General features: G+C 68.9%; 11 protein-coding genes and 1 pseudogene. 1 reads left to right on the top strand and 11 read right to left on the bottom strand.

All coding sequences use genetic code 11. The annotated features are described in order from the left end of the window. Positions 1–53: 53 nt before the first annotated feature. Positions 54–1,067, bottom strand: coding sequence for a DUF8189 domain-containing protein (locus AC068Z_RS38085; RefSeq protein ID WP_478566839.1), 1,014 nt, complete (start codon positions 1,065–1,067; stop codon positions 54–56). 51 nt (positions 1,068–1,118) lie between these two features. Here AC068Z_RS38085 and AC068Z_RS38080 point away from each other — a divergent pair, with 51 nt between their 5' ends. Then, positions 1,119–1,487, top strand: coding sequence for a PIN domain-containing protein (locus AC068Z_RS38080; RefSeq protein WP_478567130.1), 369 nt, complete (start codon positions 1,119–1,121; stop codon positions 1,485–1,487). Positions 1,488–1,492: 5 nt separating this feature from the next. On the opposite strand, the pseudogene AC068Z_RS38075 reads toward AC068Z_RS38080, so the two are convergent. The 10 genes and pseudogenes from AC068Z_RS38075 to ngcE form a co-directional block, all read right to left on the bottom strand. Next, positions 1,493–2,914: pseudogene (locus tag AC068Z_RS38075) on the bottom strand (ArnT family glycosyltransferase); the annotation flags it as partial. Between the two features lie 75 nt (positions 2,915–2,989). Next, the gene (locus AC068Z_RS38070; protein ID WP_478566837.1) at positions 2,990–4,513 is read right to left on the bottom strand and encodes an amino acid permease; all 1,524 of its coding nucleotides are present in this window, start codon (positions 4,511–4,513) and stop codon (positions 2,990–2,992) included. A 139-nt stretch (positions 4,514–4,652) separates the two neighbouring features. Further along, the gene (dxs, locus tag AC068Z_RS38065) at positions 4,653–6,581 is read right to left on the bottom strand and encodes a 1-deoxy-D-xylulose-5-phosphate synthase (protein ID WP_478566834.1); all 1,929 of its coding nucleotides are present in this window, start codon (positions 6,579–6,581) and stop codon (positions 4,653–4,655) included. Positions 6,582–6,774: 193 nt separating this feature from the next. After that, entirely contained in the window at positions 6,775–8,067 is a 1,293-nt protein-coding gene (locus tag AC068Z_RS38060) for a sugar ABC transporter permease (RefSeq protein WP_478566831.1), read from the bottom strand. Continuing rightward, entirely contained in the window at positions 8,064–8,855 is a 792-nt protein-coding gene (locus tag AC068Z_RS38055) for an ATP-binding cassette domain-containing protein (RefSeq protein ID WP_478566828.1), read from the bottom strand. The genes AC068Z_RS38060 and AC068Z_RS38055 overlap by 4 nt, the downstream gene beginning before the upstream one ends. A 197-nt stretch (positions 8,856–9,052) precedes the next feature. After that, positions 9,053–10,153 carry a substrate-binding domain-containing protein gene (locus tag AC068Z_RS38050; protein ID WP_478567127.1) on the bottom strand — a complete coding sequence of 367 codons (1,101 nt, stop codon included), beginning with the start codon at positions 10,151–10,153 and terminating at the stop codon, positions 9,053–9,055. A 133-nt stretch (positions 10,154–10,286) separates the two neighbouring features. Beyond that, positions 10,287–11,486, bottom strand: a complete 1,200-nt coding sequence (locus tag AC068Z_RS38045; RefSeq protein WP_451725814.1) for an ROK family transcriptional regulator — start codon at positions 11,484–11,486, stop codon at positions 10,287–10,289. Between the two features lie 183 nt (positions 11,487–11,669). Beyond that, complete coding sequence (locus AC068Z_RS38040; RefSeq protein WP_478566825.1) at positions 11,670–12,590, bottom strand: carbohydrate ABC transporter permease; 921 nt, start codon at positions 12,588–12,590, stop codon at positions 11,670–11,672. 16 nt (positions 12,591–12,606) lie between these two features. Next, entirely contained in the window at positions 12,607–13,536 is a 930-nt protein-coding gene (locus AC068Z_RS38035; protein ID WP_478566822.1) for a carbohydrate ABC transporter permease, read from the bottom strand. A gap of 72 nt (positions 13,537–13,608) precedes the next feature. After that, complete coding sequence (gene ngcE / locus AC068Z_RS38030; RefSeq protein WP_478566819.1) at positions 13,609–15,054, bottom strand: N-acetylglucosamine/diacetylchitobiose ABC transporter substrate-binding protein; 1,446 nt, start codon at positions 15,052–15,054, stop codon at positions 13,609–13,611. Positions 15,055–15,282 lie beyond the last annotated feature (228 nt).

Raw genomic sequence — 15,282 nt, 5'->3', positions numbered from 1 at the left:
TCGTACGGCTGTGAAGAGGGCCTCCGCCTCGGCGGGGGCCCTCTTCCCGTCGCTCAGACGGTCTGCCAGGCCGCCAGCGCGAGTCCCGGCTCGTCCTTCTGGCGGGCCAGGCGCAGAACGCCGTCCGGGGTGAGGCTGGCGGCCACCACCCGGCCCTCGGCGTCCTCCGCCACGGCGACCCGGGTGCCCACCGGCAGCGCCGGTCCCGACTCCGTCCACCACAGGCCCGCCGACTCCCGCTCCGTCGGATACGCGGCGAACGCCACGCGGCCGGAGGAGGAGCGCTGGGCGAGCAGGGTGCAGTCGTGACCGCCCAGGACGCAGCGGACGGCGGAGACCGGCCCCGGGCCCGCGACGGCGATGAGCGGGACCGGGTCGCCGTCCGGACGCCAGGCGTGCAGCATGCCGTCGGGGTCCGCGAAGAAGAGGGTCGTGTGCTCCTTCGAGGTGGGCAGCGCGCTGAGCGTCCCCGGGGCGACCTCGGCGGTCAGCGGGTCCGCCGCCACCGGCCGGGCGCCGGGTTCCTGCTGGAGCCAGCGCAGGACCCCGGCGGGGCCGACGGCGTACACCTCGACCAGGCCCGACTCCGCGCTGACGGCGACGAGTTCCTCACCGACCCTGGAGCCCTTCAGGTCGTGCCAGGTGTTCCAGCCGCCGCGCTCCTTCTGGTTGATGGTGTGCACGCCCTTGCCGCGATTGCGTACGAAGAGGTACACGCGGCCCTCGGTGTCGACGGCGACGGCCGGGGTGCCGGTGCGCTCGCCGGTCTTGTTGGGGTGGCCGATGGGGATCCAGTCCAGCGCCGCGAGCCGGGGGCGGAAGTGGGTGGAGTGCACCAGGCCGGATTCACCTGAACGGGTGGGCCGCCAGGCGACCAGTTGGGCGTAGCCGTCGGCGCCCTGGCCCAGGGCGAAGCCCGCCTGGACCTTCTGGTCACCGCCCACTCGGCGGGGCGCGTCCCAGCTGCCGCCGGGGACATGTTCCGCACGGCACAGGACGGCGTCCTGGGTGTGCCAGTAGACGCTGAGGCGGCCGTCTCGGCCGCGTATGAGCCAGTCGCCGTTCACCGGATCACTTTAAACGGGGGCGTCCCTGGCAGCGCGTGCGACCCTGGGGCCATGGAGGCTCCTTTGCTGGTGATCGTCGATGCCGCGAACGTCGTCGGGTCGGTGCCCGACGGGTGGTGGCGGGACCGGCGGGGGGCGGCGGAGCGCCTGCGGGACCGGCTGGCGGCGGACGGGGTGCCGGGGCGGGCGGGGCCGGTCGAGATCGTGCTCGTGGTGGAGGGGGCGGCTCGGGGGGTCCCTTCGGTCGACGGCGTGCACGTGGAGTCCGCGCCGGGGAGCGGTGACGACCACATGGTGCGGCTGGTCGCCGACCGGGCGGACGGACGTCCGTGCCTGGTGGTGACGGCGGACCGGGAACTGCGGCGGCGGGTGACGGAGTTGGGCGCGGAGGTGGCGGGACCGCGGACGGTACGGCCGTGAGGCCAGGAGCGTTTGTGGAGCACGGCTCCGCCCACCGTCGCCACCTCCTCGTACCCCTCCAGCAGCCGTCGTAGCGGGCGGATCCGGTCCGGGGCGTACGGCTTGCCGCGGGAGTCGTCGACGATCAGGGCCGGGGGGTCGGCCAGTTCGGTGCGGAAGGTGGTCCAGGCGCCCGCCACGGCGTACCGCTCCCCCACCCCCGGGCCGTCCCGGCCGCCGCTGTAGTTCGTCAGGAGGCCCGCCGTCAGGTACCGGGTCGCCGGGGTGCGGTCGGCGAGCCAGTACGTCTCCGGGTGTATCCCCCACAGCAGGATCCGGTCGCCGGGAGCGGTGTGCGCGGTGATCGCCCGCGCCAGGCGCTCGGCGTGGGTCAGTTCCGGGCGGGGGGCGAGCAGGCCCCAGGCCAGGAACAGGGCGCAGGCGCAGGCCGAGGCCGCCGCCGCGCTCCGGGCCCGGGTGCCGCGCAGGGCCGCCGCCGCCAACAGGGCCAGCGGGGGTGTCAGTTGCAGGTAGTAGTGGCCGAAGAAGTGGAAGCCGAGCACCACCGCCCCGGCCGACGAGAGCAGCCACAGCAGGGCGTCCGCCGTCCCGGTACGCCGGGTGCGCACGGCCCGTACGACCGCCGGGAGCAGGCCCGCGCAGGCCACCGTCAGGATCGCCGTGTTCGTCAGCGCCCTGGCCAGGACGTGGAGTTCGGACCCCGTGAAGGACGCGTACGCCCCCGATCCGGTGACCGTCCAGAACAGGAAGCCGCCCGGCGTCGTCAGCACCGCCGCGGTCAGCACCGGCGTCGCCGCGCCCACCCCCAGCCGCAGCAGCCCGCCCCAGGAGGCGCCGCACAGCCACAGCACCGGCACCAGGACCGCCCCGCCGGTCTGTTTGGCGAGGAACGCGCAGCCGACCGCCGTACCGGCCGCGGCCCAGCGCCGCCGGTCCGCGCACCACATCGCGGCCGCCGTGCAGGGCAGCATGAACACCTCGAAGGTGGCCGCCTGCGCGTCCTCGGGGTTGAGGCCGACGGAGATCAGCAGGTACAGCACCCCGGCCGTGCGGCCCGCCGGGTCGCCCCAGCGGCGGCGGGCCAGCGAGGCGAGCAGGACCGCCGTCAGCAGCTGGGCCAGCACCGCCAGCACCCGCACCGACGTGAGCGAGTCCGAGCCGGCCAGCGCGAACGCGCCCTGGTACAGCCACGGCACGAGCGGCGGCTTGCGGTCCACGACCGTCTCGTACAGCTCCCCGCCGGCCGCCAGCATCCGGGCCTGTACGGCGAGATAGCCCTCGTCGGGGTTCCACAGGGGCCGTGTGAAGGACGGGACGCGGGTCAGGCAGGCCAGGAGCGCGAGGACGGGCAGCAGGCGGCTCCAGTAGCCGTGGCCCGCTCGCCGCGCGGATACGGAGCGTTGCGGGGCGAAGGGCTCGGCGTACATGGAAGTGCACGCTATCCGGCCCCGCAGTCCCTACCTAAGCGGGACATACGGGGCCGGGGCGTCAAACAGAACGGACTACTCCGCGTCGCCTCGGGGAGGCTGCACCGTACCGCCGACCGAGGCCTGCTCCTCCCGCCCGAGGCGGCTGTGGGAGCGGCCGTAGAGGAAGTACACGACGAAGCCCGCGGCCATCCAGATCGCGAACCGGACCCAGGTCTCGGCGGGCAGGTTGATCATCAGCCACAGCGAGGCGCACACCGACAGGATCGGGATGACCGGCACCCACGGGGTGCGGAAGGCCCGGTGCAGGTCGGGGCGCGTCCTGCGGAGGATGATCACGCCGATCGAGACGACCACGAAGGCGAACAGGGTGCCGATGTTCACCAGGGCGGCGAGTTCGGTCAGCGGGGTGAAGCCGGCGAGCACCGCGATGATCACACCGAGCAGGATGGTCGGCCGGTGCGGGGTCTTGAACCGCGGGTGGACGTGGGAGAAGAAGCGCGGCAGCAGTCCGTCCCGGCTCATCGCGAAGAAGACCCGGGTCTGGCCGAGCAGCAGGATCATGCAGACCGTCGTCAGGCCGACCGCGGCGCCGAAGCTGATGAAGCCCGCGAACCAGGGATGCCCGGTGGCCTTGAAGGCGTCGGCGAGCGGCGCGTCCACGGACAGCTCGCTGTAGTGCTGCATGCCCGTGACGACGATCGACACGGCGACGTACAGCGCGGTGCAGATGAGGAGGGAACCGATGATGCCGCGCGGCATGTCGCGCTGCGGGTTCTTGGTCTCCTCGGCGGCCGTGGCCACCACGTCGAAGCCGATGAAGGCGAAGAACACGACCGAGGCGGCGGTGAAGATGCCCATCACGCCGAAGTTGGAGGGAGCCCAGCCGAACATCAGCTGGATCAGCGGGGCCTGGAGACTCTCCCCCGCCTCCACGGCCTGCGTCTTCGGGATGAAGGGGTCGTAGTTGTCGCCGTCGATCAGGAAGGCGCCCGCGATGATCACGGTCAGCACGACCGTCACCTTGATGGCGACGACGAGCGAGGTGATCCGCGCCGACAGCTTCATGCCGAGCACGAGGATGAAGGTGAGGACGAGGACGAGTGCGGCGGCGAGGATGTCGAAGCCGAAGGCGTCGGCGCCCTCTCTGCTGCCCAGGCCCGCGGGCATCTCCCAGCCCGCGTTGTCCATGAGCGACTGGACGTAGCCCGACCAGCCGACGGCCACCACCGCCGTGCCGAGCGCGAACTCCAGGACCAGGTCCCAGCCGATGATCCAGGCGGGCAGTTCCCCGAGGGAGGCGTACGAGAAGGTGTAGGCGGACCCGGCGACCGGCACCGTGGAGGCGAACTCGGCGTAACAGAGCGCGGCGAGCGCGCAGGCGACGCCGGCCGCCACGAAGGCCAGGGCGACGGCGGGCCCGGCGTTGTTCTTGGCGACGGTGCCGGTCAGGACGAAGATGCCGGTGCCGATGATGACACCGACGCCGAAGACCGTCAGATCGAGCGCGGACAGGGATTTCTTGAGCGCGTGCTCCGGTTCCTCGGTATCGAGGATGGACTGCTCGACCTTCTTCGTCCGGAAGAGGGTGTTGCTCATGGGCGTACCTCCGACGCTTGTCGTCCTCGACATGATCGAGAGGGGGCGTGGTGCGTATGCCCTGACACAAGCGATGTCACACGGACGGGCCGGTTCCACCACCGCAAAGGGGGTGTGGAACCGGCCCATTCGGCGGTACTCAGTCGCGCGCGGATTCCACCTGGTCGACCTCCGCGGCCGTACGGTCGAACCGGCCGTCCAGCTTGGAGACCAGCCCGGTGACCTGGCGGGCGATGTCCGGGGCCGTGAGGCCGATCTCCGCCATGACCTCGGCGCGCGAGGCGTGGTCGAGGAAGCGCGGCGGGATGCCGAAGTCGCGCAGCGGGACGTCGACGCCAGCGTCCCGCAGCGCCTGGGCCACGGCGGAGCCGACGCCGCCGACGCGGGAGTTGTCCTCGACGGTGACGACCACCCGGTGCCGCTCGGCGAGCGGGGCCATGGCCTCGTCGACGGGCTTGACCCAGCGCGGGTCGACGACGGTGGTGGTGATGCCCTGCTTGTCGAGGAGGTCCGCGATCTCCAGGCACATCGGCGCGAGGGCGCCGACGGAGACGAGCAGCACGTCGGGCCGGTCGGTGCCGGGCTCGCGCAGCACGTCCATGCCGCCGACGCGGCCCACGGCCGGTACGGCGGGGCCGACGGCGCCCTTGGAGAAGCGGACCACGGTCGGCGCGTCCGTGACCTCGACGGCCTCCCGGAGCTGGGCGCGGACCTGGTCGGCGTCGCGCGGGGCGGCGAGCCGGAGGCCGGGCACGACCTGGAGGATCGACATGTCCCACATGCCGTTGTGGGAGGCGCCGTCGGTGCCGGTGATGCCGGCCCGGTCCAGGACGAAGGTCACCCCGCACTTGTGCAGGGCCACGTCCATCAGGACCTGGTCGAAGGCGCGGTTGAGGAAGGTGGCGTAGACGGCGAAGACCGGGTGCAGTCCGCCGGTGGCGAGGCCGGCCGCGGAGACGGCGCCGTGCTGCTCGGCGATGCCGACGTCGTAGACCCGCTCCGGGAAGGCCTTGGCGAACTTGTCGAGGCCGACCGGCTGGAGCATGGCGGCGGTGATGGCGACGACGTCCTCGCGCTCCTTGCCGAGCGCGACCATCTCCTCGCCGAAGACGGACGTCCAGTCGGCCCCGGAGGAGGCGATCGGCAGTCCGGTGTCGGGGTGGATCTTGCCGACGGCGTGGAAGCGGTCCGCCTCGTCCTGGAGGGCGGGCTGGTAGCCGCGGCCCTTCTCGGTGAGGCAGTGCACGATGACCGGGCCGCCGAAGCGCTTGGCGCGGGCCAGGGCGGACTCCAGGGCCTCGATGTCATGGCCGTCGATGGGGCCGACGTACTTCAGGCCGAGGTCCTCGAACATGCCCTGCGGGGCGATGAAGTCCTTCAGGCCCTTCTTGGCGCCGTGCAGGGTCTCGTAGAGCGGCTTGCCGACGACCGGGGTGCGGTCCAGGATCTCCTTGGTGCGGCTCAGGAAGCGCTCGTAGCCGTCGGTGGTGCGCAGCGTCGCGAGGTGGTTCGCCAGGCCGCCGATGGTGGGCGCGTAGGACCGCTCGTTGTCGTTGACGACGATGACGAGGGGGCGGTCCTTGGCCTCGGCGATGTTGTTCAGCGCCTCCCAGGCCATACCGCCGGTGAGGGCGCCGTCCCCGATCACGGCGACGACGTGGTCGTCGCGTTTGCGGATCTCATTGGCCTTCGCCAGGCCGTCGGCCCAGCCGAGGACCGTCGAGGCGTGGCTGTTCTCGATGACGTCGTGCTCGGACTCCCCTTGCGAGGGGTAGCCGGACAGGCCGCCCTTCATCTTCAGCCGGGAGAAGTCCTGGCGGCCGGTGAGGAGCTTGTGGACGTAGGACTGGTGGCCGGTGTCCCACAGCACCTTGTCCTTCGGCGACTCGAAGACCCGGTGCAGGGCGATGGTCAGCTCCACCACACCGAGGTTGGGGCCGAGGTGGCCGCCGGTCTTGGACACGGCGTCGACGAGGAAGGTCCGGATCTCCTCTGCCAGCTGGTCCAGCTGCTCCAGGCTGAGCCGGTCCAGATCGCGCGGTCCCCTGATGCGGGTCAGCAGCGGCACCCGTGCCTCCTTGCAGTAGAGCTGTTCGAGCTGTTGCCGGGCTTGTCGAGTCTAATGTTCCGTCTTCGCGGACCGCGCCCGGGCGGTGCGTCGTAGGTCACGCAAGCCGCTGTACCCACAATGCGGCGTTCCTACGACATGACTGTTGCCCGGTACCCCCATTGGTACCGGGCAACAGGTCTCACGGGATGCGCTAGGCGCGGCCGGCGGTCTTCTGGGTCTTGCGGGTGACCGCGTCGATGACGACGGTCGCCAGCAGCACACCACCGGTGATCATGTACTGGACCGGGGAGGCGATGCCCTCCAGGGCCAGGCCGTACTGGATCGAGACGATCACGAGAACACCGAGCAGGGCGTTCCACGTGCGGCCCCGGCCACCGAACAGCGAGGTACCGCCGATGACTGCCGCCGCGATGGCGTTCATCAGCAGGTCACCGGCGCCGGCGCCCTGGTTCGCCGAGGCGATCTTGGACGCGATGAACAGACCGCCGATGGCGGCGAAGGTGCCGGAGATCGCGAAGACCGAGATCCGGACCATCTCCACGTTGATGCCCGCGCGGCGGGAGGCCTCGACGCTGCCGCCGAGCGCGAACACCTTGCGGCCGTAGGCGGTGCGGCGCAGCACGAAGTCCGTCAGCAGCAGGACCGCGATGAAGAGCACCACGGCCAGCGGCAGGCCCTTGTAGGAGTTGTAGACGGCGGCCACGGCGAAGGAGACGATCGCCAGCAGCACGGTGCGCAGGATGGTGTCGCTCAGCGGCCGGGACGGCACACCCGCGGCCTCGCGGCGGCGGTTGCCGTAGAAGGAGCTGAGGAAGAACAGCGCGGTCGCGGCGATGGCGAGACCGTAGGCGGCGGCCACATCGGAGAAGTAGTAGCTGGTCAGCTTGGCGACGATGCCGTCGCTGTCCAGGTTGATGGTGCCGTTGTCGCCCAGGATCTTGAGCATGAAGCCGTTCCAGAACAGCAGACCGGCCAGGGTCACGGCGAAGGCGGGGACGCCGATCTTCGCGAAGAAGAAGCCGTGGATGGCGCCGGCGGCCGTACCGGTGAGGATGGCCAGCACGAAGGCGAGCCACTCGTTCATGCCGTTGGTGACGTTCAGCACCGCGAAGCTGGCGCCCGCGACACCGGAGACCGAGCCGACCGACAGGTCGATCTCGCCGAGCAGCAGGACGAACACGATGCCGACGGCGATCATGCCCGTGCCGACCATGGCGACGGAGATGTCGGACAGGTTGCCGGCCGTCAGGAAGTTGGAGTTCAGGCTCTGGAAGATGATCCAGATGACCGCCAGACCGATGACGACCGGGATGGAACCCAGGTCGCCGGCCTTCATCTTGCGCTTGAACTCGCTGACGTAGCCCGCGAAGCCCTTCTCGCGCACCAGCAGCCGGGGGTCGACGGCGACGTCGGAGCCGCGCGCCGCCTCGGGGTTCTCCACCGCGAGGTCCTCGGGAGGCGTGGAGGTCTTGTCGATGCTCACTTCTGAGCCTCCCCATTGCTGCGCGCCGCACGACGGGTCACGGCGTTGTCCGTGGCACCGGTGATGGCGGAGATGATCTCTTCCTGCGAGGTCGACTTGACCTCGAAGACGCCGTTGTTGCGCCCGAGGCGCAGGACGGCGACCTTGTCGGCCACCGCCTTCACATCGGCCATGTTGTGGCTGATGAGGATGACGGCGTGGCCGCGCTCGCGCAGCCGCTCGACCAGGTCGAGGACCTGGGCGGTCTGCTCGACACCGAGGGCCGCGGTGGGCTCGTCGAGGATGACCAGCTTGGGCTCGCCCAGCATGGAGCGGGCGATGGCGACCGTCTGGCGCTGACCGCCGGAGAGCGAGGCGATCGGGATACGAACGCTGGGGATGCGGATCGACAGCGTGTCCAGCAGCTCGCGGGAGCGGCGCTCCATCTCCACCTCGTCCAGGACGCCGCGCTTGCGCACTTCCCGGCCCAGGTAGAGGTTGCCGACGACATCGATGTTGTCGCACAGCGCGAGGTCCTGGTAGACCGTCGCGATGCCCAGGGCCTGGGCGTCGTGCGGCCGGTTGATCGTTACGGCCTTGCCGTCCCACTCGATGACGCCGTCATCGATGGGGTGCACGCCGGCGATCGTCTTGACCAGCGTGGACTTTCCGGCGCCGTTGTCGCCGACCAGGGCGACCACCTCACCGGCGTGGACCTCAAGCTCTACGTCGGTGAGCGCCTGGACGGCACCGAATCGCTTGGAGACCCCGCGCAACGCCAGCACGGGCGTAGCGGACACGTGAACCATCTCCTTCGCCGCCTGACCCGGCGGGAGGTTGTGCAAAGAATGAGGGGGAGTTCCGTCCGGCGCCCCGCGCCGAGCTTTGCGGGGCTGTCGAATGCGCGGAGCGCCGGAGGGAGCCTGGAGCCTGCGAGTCCTTCGGGAGTTTCCGGTAACGGGATTCAAGGACGAATTCCGTTACCGGGGAAGGGACTTGCGGCTGATTACTCGAGGCCGATCTTCTCGCAGGCCGCCTTGTACTTGGCGGTGCAGATCTCGGCGACCGTGTAGACGCCGTCCTTGACGACGGTGTCGTTGATGTTCTCCTGGGTCAGCGAGGTGACGTCGACCAGGACGGACGGGATGCCCTTGTTGGTGGGGCTGTCGACCTTGTCCTTGGCGACGGAGTCGAGCGACTTGCCCTGGGCGAGCGCGACGGCCATCTCGGCGGCGGCGTCGGCCTCGGGGGCGTACGGCTTGTAGACGCTCATGTACTGCTCACCCGTGACGATGCGCTGCACACCGGCGAGCTCGGCGTCCTGACCGGTCACCGGGACGTCGTCGATGCCGGCGGCCTTGAGGGCGGTGATGATACCGCCGGCCATGCCGTCATTGGCGGAGTAGACGCCGATGATCTTGTCCTTGCCGATCGCCGAGATCGCGCCCTCCATGTTGGCGTTGGCGTTCTCCGGCTTCCACTCCTTGGTGTCGTACTCCTTGCCGATGTTCACCTTGCCGTCGAGGACGGAGTGCGCGCCCTCCTTGAACTGGGCGGCGTTCGGGTCGGTGGAGGAGCCGTTCATCATGACGATCTGGCCGTCCTTGGCCTTGTCGCCGAGGGCCTTCAGGAGGGCCTCGCCCTGGGTCTTGCCGACCGTCACGTTGTCGAACGAGGTGTAGGCGTCGATCGGGCCCTGCGCCAGGCGGTCGTACGCGACGACCGGGATGCCCGCGTCCTTGGCCTTCTGCACGGAGGACTTGATGGCCGCGGAGTCCACCGCGTCCAGGATGATCACGTCCACCTTGTTGGTGATCATCGAGTCGACCTGCTGGCTCTGCGTGCTGGCGTCCTGCTTGGCGTTGGCGTAGACGACCTCGCCCTTGCCGTTCGTCAGCTCACCGATCTTCTTCTCGATGAGCGGGCGGTCGAACTTCTCGTAACGCGCGGTCTGGTTCTCCGGCAGGAGCAGACCGACCTTGATGTCGTCGCCCTTCTTGGCGCTCGACTCGGTGGATCCGTTGTCGCCCGCTTCATCGGCGCTGCCACAAGCGGCGAGCGAGATGGCCATTGCACCTGCGGCAACGGCGACGGCGGCACGACGCATACGCGTGTTCACTCTAGAAACCTCCCTGACGAGGCCGCGTCGTTGCGGCCGAGGTGGCTGGAAGTCAACTCGGCCACGCGTGCGACGTCAAGAAGTAAATCCTTAACGGGTTGGCAACGGTGCCATCCGTTCTCTAAGTGAAGGCGGGTGCCGCAGCGTGCAGGGTGCCGTCCAAAAGGGTCGAATCGCCCATCTCGCTGAGTGCGAGAGCAAGCGCTCCGAGCACCTCCGCACGGCCTCCAAGGGCCCCTGGGAGAACGGAGAGTTGACGTGCCGCGCTGGGGATCGCGTACCGGCTCACGGACTCCCTGATGGGCCCGAGAACCAGCTCGCCGGCCTCGGCGAGATCGCCGCCGAGGACCACCCGGCTCGGGTTCAGGAGATTGCAAAGATTGGCCACTCCACTGCCGATGTGTCGGCCGACGTCGGCGATCACCCGACGGCAGCCCGGGTCTCCGTCCCTGGCCAGCCGCACGACGCCTTCCATGGTGAGATCCGTGCCGTGACTGGACTGGAGGAGCGGGAGCACATAGCGCGCGGCAGCGAAGGTCTCCAGGCAGCCCCGGTTTCCGCAGCGGCAGACCGGGCCGGACTCATCAAGTGTAATATGTCCGATTTCACCTGCTGTGCCGCCGGGCCCCCGGTAGATCTTCCCGTTGATCACCAGACCCGCGCCGACACCGCTCGCGACCTTGATGTACGCCAGGTCCCGCACCCCCCGGCCGCTCCCCCAGACCAGCTCTCCGAGGGCGCCGAGGTTGGCGTCGTTGTCCACGTGCACCGGCACCCCGAGCCGTCCGCCCAGCTCCTCGGCGGGTTTGGTGCCGGTCCAGCCCGGCAGGATGGCGGTCGAGCCGAGCGTCCCGGACTCCACGTCGATCGGACCCGGCACACCGAGGCCCACGCCCGCGACCTTCGAGCGATCCACCCCCGTCGCCGCGATCAGGCGGTTGACCAGCTCTTCCGCCCGGTCGAAGCCCTGTGTCGAGGAGGCGTCCACGTCCAGCGGCTCGGACTCCTCGGCCAGCACCTGGTGGGCGAGGTTGCCGATCGCGACGCGCAGGTGGGCGTGGCCGAAGTCGACGCCGATGACGATGCCGGCGTCCCCGCTCAGCGAGACGCTGCGGGCCCGGCGGCCACCCGCCGAAGTGGGCGTGACCTCGACGGTCCCGCCGTCCTTCAATTCCCGGACGATATTGGATACCGTCGCCGCCGACAGACCCGTCGTCCTGGCGATCTCCGCCTGGGTGAGCGAGCCGGCCAGCCGTACGGCCCGGACGACCCGTTCCAGGTTGGCTCGGTGCAGCGACGACTGCGACCCCGGAGTCTCCACGACGACCTCCTGCGCGCGGGACCGCTTCAGCGAGGCCCCGTCTATGTCCAACTAGTGAACTCTAAGCTGAGCCGTTCGGGTTGCCTCCCGTCAAGAGGTTGAACAGTATCCGGGGCCTTGGACACACCGACGCACGCCGCTCCCAGGGACGGGAACGGCGTGCGTACGAGCGACTGCCGAGGGTTACTTCAAGGTGGCGGAGGTCAGACCGGCCTGCACCTGGCGCTGGAAGGACAGGTACACGACCAGCATGGGGATCATCGCGATGGTGACGCCCGCGAAGAGCACCGGAAGGTCGGAGGCGTACCCCTGCTGCTGCTGGAGCTGGATGAGCCCCTGGGTGAGCACATAGCGCTCGGGATCGTCACCGCTCTGCGGCTGCATCAGCACCGTCGGCAGGATGAACTGGTTCCACTGGCCGAGGGTGTTGAAGATGCCGACGCTGAGCAGTCCCGGCTTCGCCATCGGCAGCATGACCTGGAAGAAGGCCCGGCTGTGGGAGGCGCCGTCCAGGACCGCCGCCTCGAACACCGCCGTCGGCAGGGTCCGGAAGAAGGCGTGCATGAAGAACACCGTGAACGGCATCGAGTAGGCGATGTAGACCAGGATCAGGCCCTGGTAGGTGTTCAGCATGTCGAGGCGTTTGACCATGAAGAACAGCGGGACCAGCGCCAGGAACACCGGGAACATCGCGCCCGCGACGAAGAAGTAGTAGAGGAAGCGGTTCCCCCAGAACTGGTAGCGGGCCAGCACGTAGGCCGCCATCGAGCCGAACAGCATGGTCAGCGGGACCGAGAAGATCAGCACGATGACGGTGTTGACGAAGTAGTCCCCGATGCCCTTGTCCCAGGCCCGGGAGAAGACGTCGAACGACCAGTTCTCCGGCCAGCCGAAGGCCGAGGAGCCGATCTGCACGTCGGTCTTGAAGGAGCTGAGCACCAGCCACAGCAGCGGCAGCACGATCAGCAGCGCCCACAGGGCGAGGAAGCCGTGCGAGAAGACGTTCAGTACGACGCCCTCGCTGCGCTCGTCGCCCGGTCGGGCCGGGGTCTTGTCCGCGGGCCGCCCGGTGGGCGGGGCGGATTCCTTGATGGGTGCGCTCATCGTCGTCTCTCCCCGCTCAGAACTCGATGCGCTCGCGGCGGGTGGCGCGCAGCGTGACCACGGACACGATCAGGGTGAGCAGCAGCATGATCACGCCCATGGCGCAGGCGTAGCCGCTCTTGCCGTACAGGAGGAAGTTGCGCATCATCACCGTCGCCATGACCTCGCTGTGGTGGTCGGGCCCGCCGCCGTAGTCGCCGGAGGTCATGGTCGACACCAGGATGAACATGTCCATCGCGGCGATGCCGAGGTAGACCCAGGCGGTCTGCACGGAGTCCCACAGCAGCGGCAGGGTGATGCGGAAGAAGGTGTGGGCCCGGCCGGCGCCGTCGATCAGCGCGGCCTCGTAGATGTCCCGTGGGATGGACTGCATGGCGGCGGAGAACAGCACCAGGTAGAAGCCGACGCCGTGCCAGACGACCACCGCCATCAGCGCCCACAGCACGATGTTGGGCTCGTTCAGCCACTCCACCGGGGTGCCCTCGTCGACCAGACCGAGCTTGATGAGGAAGCCGTTGAGCATGCCGCCGCCGTCGCTGCGGTACACGGCGCCGAACAGCACCGCCATGATGGCCAGCGACAGCACTTGCGGGAAGAAGTAGACGATCTTGTAGAACCTGGATCCGGCGACCCCGGAGACCCCGCCGGCCCGCCCGCGCCCGCCCGCGTTCAGCATGAACGCGAAGAACAGCGCCAGCAGAATGGTGATCGCCGGGATGAAGATCAGGAACAGGATGTTGTGCCAGATGGCACTCATGAAGATGTCGTCCTTGAACAACGCCACGTAGTTGTCCAGGCCGACGAAGCTGAAGGTCTGCGACTGACCCTTCCAGTCGGTCAGCGAATAGCCGAACGTCTGGATGTACGGCCAGATCACGAAGATCACATACAGCGCCACGGGGACGAAGAGAAACCCCGCGACGAACCGGTACTGCCCTTTGCGCATTGGCGTTTCCTGCCCTGAAGTCCCGTTCCGGGCCGGAGTTCTCGCTCCGGCCCGGAGTGCGGTCGGTCGAGATCAGTCCCGTCGGTTCTTCTTGGACTCCGGGTCCTTGGCCTGCTTGTCCACCGCGGCCTGCGCCCGCTTCAGCCACTCCTTGGGCTGGATGCGCTTGGCCATCAGCTCGTTGGAGGCGTTCTCGATGGCCGTGTTCATCTCGCTGTACCACTCGGTGTACAGGAAGCGGAAGGTGTTCTCGCCGGCCGCCTTGGACGCCTCGACGGTCGACTGGGTGCCGGGACGCAGCTGGACGCTCGCGTCCACGCCGTCCTGGAGGATGGTCAGCGAGTTCGCCTCCTTGGCGAACAGCGTCGACCACTCCTTGGAGAGCATCGACCGCATGAACTCCTTGGCCGCGGGCAGGTTCTTCGCCTTGGCCGGGATGATGAACGGCTCGCCGGAACCGGCCCGGATCGCCTCGAACGGCAGCTGGCTGTCGGGCAGCAGCGGCATCGGCAGGAACTTCATGTCGAAGTCCTCGGGCGTCTGCTTCAGCTGCTCGTTCTCCAGCCAGGAACCGCTGGTGATGAAGGCCGCCTTGTACTGGTTCCACCGGGTCTGGGACTCGGTGTGGGTCAGGCCGTTCGTACCGGGCATCAAGTAGCCCTTCTCGACGACCTCGTAGATCGCCTCGACGGCGGCGGTCGCGGCGTCCGAGCCGACGAACGCCTTGGGGTCGAGGTTGTCGATCGCCTTCATCGCGTCCAGGCCGCCGGTCTTGGCGATCAGGTCCATGATGGCGACGTTGATGTAGTACGGGTACTTGCCCTGGTGGGCGAGGCCGCCGATGCCCTGGGACTTGGCGTCCTTGCACAGGGCCAGGAAGTCGTCCCAGGTCTTCGGCGGCTCCCAGCCCTTCTCCTGGAAGAGCTTGCCGGAGTACCACAGGCCCCACACCGTGTAGATGTAGTTGAGCGCGACGACCTTGCCGCTCTGCATGCCCGCGTCCAGCGTGCCCGGGATCAGGGTGTCGCGGACCGTCTTGCCCGGGTCGTCGATCGACGGGGCGTCCAGGACCTCGGCGAGGTCGAGGAGCTGGCCGTTCTTGGCGAGCACGTCGATCGGGATCTGCTGGGCGCCGGAGTTGTCGACGATGTCCGGCGGGGTGTTGGCGTTGAACCGCGGCTGGAGCTTGCCGGTGATCTCCTGGGTGCCGGTGTGGGTCGAGGTGACCCCCCACTTCTTCTTGAAGGACGCCTCCCACGCCTTGGCGTAGTCGTCGCCGTAGCCGCCCTTGAAGACGACGACGTCGAGCTTGCTGCCCTTCTTCACGCCGAAGGGGTTGTCCTTCGACGTCTTGCCCTCGTTCTCGGTGCCCGAGTCTTCGTCCCCGCCGCCGCTCGCGCAGGCGGACAGGAAGCTCATCGTGGGTACCGAGATCAGGCCGAGCGCGGCGGACCGCTTGATCAGATCGCGGCGGTTCGTGCCCACAACTGTGCTGTTCGGGTCGGTGTTGGATCCCATGCTCAAGTCCTCGCCTTCTCCAGGACTCAGGCGGTGAACCGGATCCTCCCCGGCACCGCGGTCAGGTCAAGCAGGGTCATGCAGGAAGTACCGTGAATCGCCGACAGGTATAGTCCACTTCCCGCCAGGGGAGCAAGATCGAATGCAAGGTTGGCCGGTGGTCTTTTCCGAGTTGAGACCTCTCGGAAATATGAGCGGGCTGTGTACGGCCTGACGGAAATATCCGCG

The sequence above is a fragment of the Streptomyces sp. NPDC043726 genome (assembly GCF_056436565.1).
The sequence above is the reverse complement of the archived record's forward strand: the minus strand, read 5'-3'. Positions and strand labels throughout refer to the sequence as shown.